This window comes from Micromonospora globispora (genome assembly GCF_003857015.1).
Lineage (GTDB): Bacteria > Actinomycetota > Actinomycetes > Mycobacteriales > Micromonosporaceae > Micromonospora > Micromonospora globispora.
The window spans coordinates 1-5,437 of record NZ_QGGF01000426.1; the positions used below are offsets into that span (position 1 = coordinate 1).

6 protein-coding genes are annotated in these 5,437 nt (G+C 74.1%); 3 read left to right on the top strand and 3 right to left on the bottom strand.

The features are described 5' to 3' along the window. Positions 1–165: 165 nt before the first annotated feature. A complete protein-coding gene (locus tag DKL51_RS22965) occupies positions 166–1,128 on the top strand; it encodes a TAXI family TRAP transporter solute-binding subunit (protein ID WP_109947311.1) in 963 nt (320 codons plus the stop codon). Here DKL51_RS22965 and DKL51_RS22970 read toward each other — a convergent pair. Both DKL51_RS22970 and DKL51_RS22975 read right to left on the bottom strand, forming a co-directional pair. After that, entirely contained in the window at positions 1,125–2,552 is a 1,428-nt protein-coding gene (locus DKL51_RS22970; protein WP_109947304.1) for a sensor histidine kinase, read from the bottom strand. The genes DKL51_RS22965 and DKL51_RS22970 overlap by 4 nt on opposite strands. Before the next feature lie 9 nt (positions 2,553–2,561). After that, on the bottom strand, positions 2,562–3,218 hold the full coding sequence (locus tag DKL51_RS22975; protein WP_109947310.1) for a response regulator transcription factor: 657 nt from the start codon (positions 3,216–3,218) through the stop codon (positions 2,562–2,564). Positions 3,219–3,338: 120 nt separating this feature from the next. Between DKL51_RS22975 and DKL51_RS22980 the strand changes: the two genes are divergently transcribed. Further along, the gene (locus DKL51_RS22980) at positions 3,339–4,583 is read left to right on the top strand and encodes a putative hexosyltransferase (protein ID WP_243422693.1); all 1,245 of its coding nucleotides are present in this window, start codon (positions 3,339–3,341) and stop codon (positions 4,581–4,583) included. A gap of 36 nt (positions 4,584–4,619) precedes the next feature. Here DKL51_RS22980 and DKL51_RS22985 read toward each other — a convergent pair whose 3' ends face one another. Further along, a complete protein-coding gene (locus tag DKL51_RS22985; RefSeq protein WP_109947308.1) occupies positions 4,620–4,931 on the bottom strand; it encodes a hypothetical protein in 312 nt (103 codons plus the stop codon). A 111-nt stretch (positions 4,932–5,042) separates the two neighbouring features. On the opposite strand from DKL51_RS22985, the gene DKL51_RS22990 reads away from it, so the two are divergent. Then, positions 5,043–5,381, top strand: coding sequence for a DUF952 domain-containing protein (locus DKL51_RS22990; RefSeq protein ID WP_109947303.1), 339 nt, complete (start codon positions 5,043–5,045; stop codon positions 5,379–5,381). Positions 5,382–5,437: the final 56 nt, after the last annotated feature.

Genomic DNA, 5,437 nt, shown 5'->3' on the forward strand with positions numbered 1-5,437 from the left:
TCGCCAACGGGCCGGACCGCGAACGGATCCTGGACCGCGCGGCCCTCGCGCCCGCCCCGGCGCCCGCCGCCTGAGCCGGCCCGAAGGGGGCTGTCCGCGCAGGCCGGGGTGACGCGCGCCGGACGGGCTTGCGTCCGGGGCGGTGCACAGCGCACAGTGCAGCGCGTGAGCCGTAGCTGGTCTGCCCGCGGCCGGCGTCGGATCGCCGCGCCGGTGGCGCTGCTGATGCTGCTGGTCGCGCTCCTGGCCGGGCTCGGCGGCTGCCGGGACGAGCGGAGCGAACCGGTGCGGATCAGGATCGCCACGGGTAGCCCGACCGCGGTCTACCACGCCTTCGGGCAGTCCCTGGCCGCCATCCTCAACCGCGAGCTGCCCGGAGTACGGGCCAGCGTCGTGGTCACCGCCGCCTCGGCGCAGAACGTCCAACTGGTCGGCTCCGGCCAGGCGGAACTCGGCTTCACCCAGGCCGACGTGCTGCCGCCCGACGCGCCGGAGCACCCGAGCGTGCTCGCCGTGGCCCGGGTCTACGACGACCTGCTGCACCTGGTGACCACCGCCGGTGGCCCGGTACGGACGGTCGCCGACCTGCGCGGGCGGCGGGTCTCGGTGGGCGCGGAGGGCTCCGGCACCGAGGTCACCGCCCGTCGGCTGCTGGACGTGGCCCACCTCGGCGGCGACCAGGTACGCGAGGAGCACCTCGGGCTGGACGACTCCGTGGCCGCGCTGCGGGCCGGCCGAATCGACGCCTTCTTCTTCTCCGGTGGCCTGCCCGTGCGCGGAGTCGAGGAGCTGGCCGGGGCCACCGCCGTGCGGATCGTCGACCTGGGCGAGTGGACCGAACCGCTGCGCCGCGCGCACGGCGACGTGTACGTGACCCGGGACATCCCGCGTTCCGTGTACGGCGTGGAACCGGTCAGCACCGTGGCCAACCCGAACTACCTGATCGTCCGCGCCGACCTGCCGGAGGCGCTGGTCCGCGAGGTCACCCGGCTGCTGATGGAACGCCGGGCGGAACTGGCCGCCGCGCATCCGGCGGCCGGCCGGATGAGTCCCCGGGCGGCCATCGTCACCACCCCGCTGCCGCTGCACCCCGGCGCGGCCGACTGGTACCGGGCAAGCAAGCCCTAGCCGACGTCGAGCCCCACCGGCTCGACCGACTCGACGGCGTCCGCGCCGGGGACGTCGTCCGGCCCGGGGAACCACAGCCCGGCGACCAGCCCCCGGGGCTCCCCCTGGCGCATGGTGAGCCGGCCGTCGGAGGCGTCCACCAGCACCGCGACGATGGTCAGCCCCAGCCCGGCACCGTCGATGTTCTGCACCTCCGGCGCCCGCCAGAACCGCTCGGTGGCCTGGTCGAGCTGGCTCGCCGTCATGCCCGGGCCGGTGTCCCGGACCTCCAGCGCGATGCCACCGTCGGCTGGCCCGACCGTCACCGTCACCTCTCCCCCGGCGCCGCTGAACTTCACCGCGTTGTCGATCAGCGCGTCGAGCGCCTGGTCGATGGCGGTCGGCACGGTCCGGGCGTACGCCGGCGCGTCGGGCGTGACCAGCCGGAGGCTGACCGACCGGTGCCGGGCCAGCGGCTGCCAGGCGGCCACCCGGGAGGCGGCCACCGCCGCCGCGTCGACGGTGACCCGCTGGTTCTCCTCCCGTTCCGCCCGGGCCAGGGTGAGCAACGCGTCGAGCACCATGGCCAGCCGGTCGGTCTCCTCCAGGGCCAGCCGGTGCTCGGCCCGGCCGTCCGGATCGTGGAGGCTGGGCCCCAGCTCCTCCACCCGCAGCCGCAGCGCGGTCAACGGATTGCGCAGCTGGTGGCTGGCGTGCGCGACGAACGCCCGCTGCCGGTCCATCACGTCGGAGACCACGTCGGCCATGTTGTTGAAGCTCGCCGCCAGCCGACGCAGCTCCGGCGGGCCGAGCCGCGGCCGTACCCGGGCGCTCCGGTCACCCTCGGCGATCTCGTGGGTCACCGCGTCCAGCTCGGTGACCGGGCGCAGCACCCAGCCGGCCAGCCCGAACGCGGTGGACACGCAGGCGAGCACCGCGATCAGGCCGATCGCGGCGAGCACCAGCCACCAGGCGGTCACCGTCCGGCGCACCTTGTCGACCGGGGTGGCGGTGACCACCGCGCCGAGCACCTCACCGCCGTCGTTGATCGGGACGGCGACCACGACCGGCCCGTCCACCCAGGGCCAGACGGACTCCGGCCCGCTGAACTGCTGCCCGGCGAGCGCGGTGTCCAGGGCCGACTCGGTGCCCGCCCCCGGGTCCCAGCTCGTCGAGGCGGCGACGGTGTGCCGGTCCCGGTCGACCACGGCCGCACCGATGCCGTACAGCTCGTCGTAGGCGCCCAGCTCCCCGTCCAGCGGGCCGGGCACACCGCCGCGCAGTGCCGGCCCGGCCAGCGAGGCGAACCGGGTGGCGTCGGCGAGCCGGTCGGCCCGGACCCGGTCGGTCTCCCGGCTGGCCAGGGTGGCTGCCAGCGGGGTCTCCAACGCGAGCAGCACGAGCACCATCAGCAGCAGGTAGCTGATCACCAGCCGACGACGCACCCGGCCTCCCTACTCGCCGCGGAGCCGGTAGCCGACCCCGCGCACGGTCTCCACCAGCGTGGGGTCGCCGAGCTTGCCGCGCAGCGAACCGACGTGCACCTCCACGGTGTGCCGGTCGGCCCAGGTGGTGCCCCACACGTCGAGCAGGATGCGGTCGCGGGGCACCGCCACCCCGGGCTGCCGGGCGAGGGAGAGCAGGATGTCGAACTCCTTGCGGGTGAGCGTGACCGGCCGCCCGGCGACGCTGACCGTCCGGCCGCCCACGTCGATGCGGATTTCGCCCGCCTCGATGAGGTGGCGCTCCGGCACGGTGTGCGCCGCCCGCCGCAGCACCGCCTCGATCCGGGCCTGGAGCTCCACCATCGAGAACGGCTTGACCACGTAGTCGTCGGCGCCCAGCCGCAGGCCCAGCACCCGGTCCCGCTCCTCGCCGCGGGCGGTCACCGCGATGATGCCGAGCTGGCTGCTGCGGCGGCGCAGCTCCCGGCAGAGGTCGGTGCCGTCCCCATCGGGCAGGGTCAGGTCGAGCAGGACCAGGTCGCAGGGGGCGGCGGAGAGCGCGGCGGCGACCGTCGCGGCGTGTTCCACCTCGTACCCGCGCCGGCTGAGCGCGGACGACAGGGCGGCGGCCACCCGACGGTCGTCCTCGACCAGGAGGATCCGCACCCGTGCCTCCATCTCTCGACGTACTGCTCAGGAATGGTGGCAGACGGGCCGGCCCGGCGGGAGTCCCGGGCCCCGCGCGGGGGGCTGACGAACGAACCTGGTGGGTTAAGGTTCTGCCTTGTGTCCGCTCCCGCTGCCGCGTACGACGAGTCCGCGACCCCCCGCCGCGTCGACACCCCGTCGGTCGACCAGGAACGCCCCACCCAGCCGGAGGGCCAGGTGGACGCGGCCGACGAGCGCCGCCCGACGTTCTGGCGGCGCTTCCCGGCGGCGTCGGCGGTGGCCCTCTACGTCCTGCTCCGGCTCAGCGGGCTGATCATCCTGGCGGTCTTCGCCCACCGGGCGGGCGCGGACTTCTGGTCGCTGCTGCACAGCAAGTTCGACGCCATCTGGTACGTGCACATCGCCGAGGACGGGTACGACAGCGGCCTGGTCAACGACCATCCGGAAGCCCACAGCACCCTGCCCAACCTGCCGTTCTTCCCGCTCTACCCGGGGCTGGTCGCGGCGGTCGCCGCCGTCACCCCGTTCTCCACCCCGGTCGCCGCGCTGATCGTCTCTTGGCTCGCCGGGCTGGTCGCCGCCTGGGGCATCTACGCCGTCGGCACCCACCTCGCCTCCCGCACGGTCGGCCTGATCCTGGTGGCGCTCTGGGCGGTGCTGCCGCACGCCGTCGTGCAGAACATGGCCTACACCGAGACGGTCTTCACCGCCCTCGTGGCGTGGACGCTCTACGCGCTGCTGCGCCGGCAGTGGCTGACCGCCGGCCTGCTCTGCCTGGTCGCCGGCCTCGCCCGGCCCAGCGCGTCGACGCTGATCGCGGCGGTCGGGCTGACCGCGCTGGTGGCGATGGTCCGCCGGCAGGACGGCTGGCGGCCGTGGGCGGCGGCGGTGCTCTCCCCGCTCGGCTACCTGGGCTACCTGGCCTGGATCGGGCACCGGCTGGGCCGGGCCGACGCCTACTTCTACATGCAGGAGAAGTACTGGCGGATCGGCTTCGACGGTGGGGTGTCGACGTTGAAGGCGTTGAAGCAGGTGCTGACCCAGCCGGTGCCGCTGTCCTACTACGTCTCGACCCTGCTGCTGGGGCTCGCGGTGGTGCTGATCGCGCTGCTCGTCCTGCACCGCTACCCGCTGCCGCTGCTGATCTACTCCATCGCCTTCTTCCTGATCAGCATCGGCACCGAGAACTACTACTGGGCCAAGGGCCGCTACCTGATGCCCGCCTTCGCGCTGCTCCTGCCGATCGCCGTGGGGCTCGCCAAGTCCCGCCGGAGCACCATGCTGACCGTGTTCGCGTTCCTCGTGCTCGTCTCCGGCTGGTACGGCACGTACCTGAGCCTGATCTGGAAATATTCCCCGTAACCGGCCCAGCGGCGCCGCCACCGGACGGGGCCGGGGTCAGAGACCGAAGACCTCATCCGCCGTGGCGTCCCGGACCCCGTCGACGAAGCCCCGGAAGCCGGGATCGGAGTGGCTGGCGGGCACGCTCGTCACGTTCTCCCCGGTCGCCTGGGTGACGGCGTCGACCAGCGGCGGGTAGTCGGTCTCCGCGTCGGGGACGGTGTCGTCGTCCGCCTCGCCGAGGTTGATCACGAACTGCACGTCGTCGGTGGGGGTGTCCGGGTCGCCGGCCCACTCGCCACCCGCCCGGTAGCACTCGTCGTAGACGGCCCGCTGGCCGTCGGTCCAGTCGTCGTCGTAGTTCTCCATCGGCATCCCTCCGCGGCGGCTCACCCGAGCATGCCGGGTCGGCGGCACGGTCGCGGCGGTACCGGCGAAACCTGGGCCACGCCGCGCCGGTTCCCGCCCTAGGCTGCGGTGATGATCTACAAGATTCTGTCGACCAGCGAGTGGGATCAGGCGCGCGCGGCGGGGCACTTCGCCGGCACCGCGATGGATCACCAGTCGGGGTTCATCCACCTCTCCGGCGCGGACCAGGTGGTGGAGACCGCCCGGCGGGTCTTCGCCGGGGTCACCGGGCTGACCCTGCTCACCGTCGATCCGGACCGCCTCGGCGACGCGCTGCGCTGGGAACCGTCCCGCGGTGGCGCGCTCTTCCCGCACCTGTACGGCGTCCTGCCGGTCGAGGCCGTGGTGGCGGCGGAGGCGTTGCCGGCGGACCGGCCGGCCGCCGACGCGGTGGCGGCGCTGCTCGACTGACCGGCTCGTTATGCTACGCCGAGCCCGCGCGCCGGCCTCGACATCGAGGCCCGGGG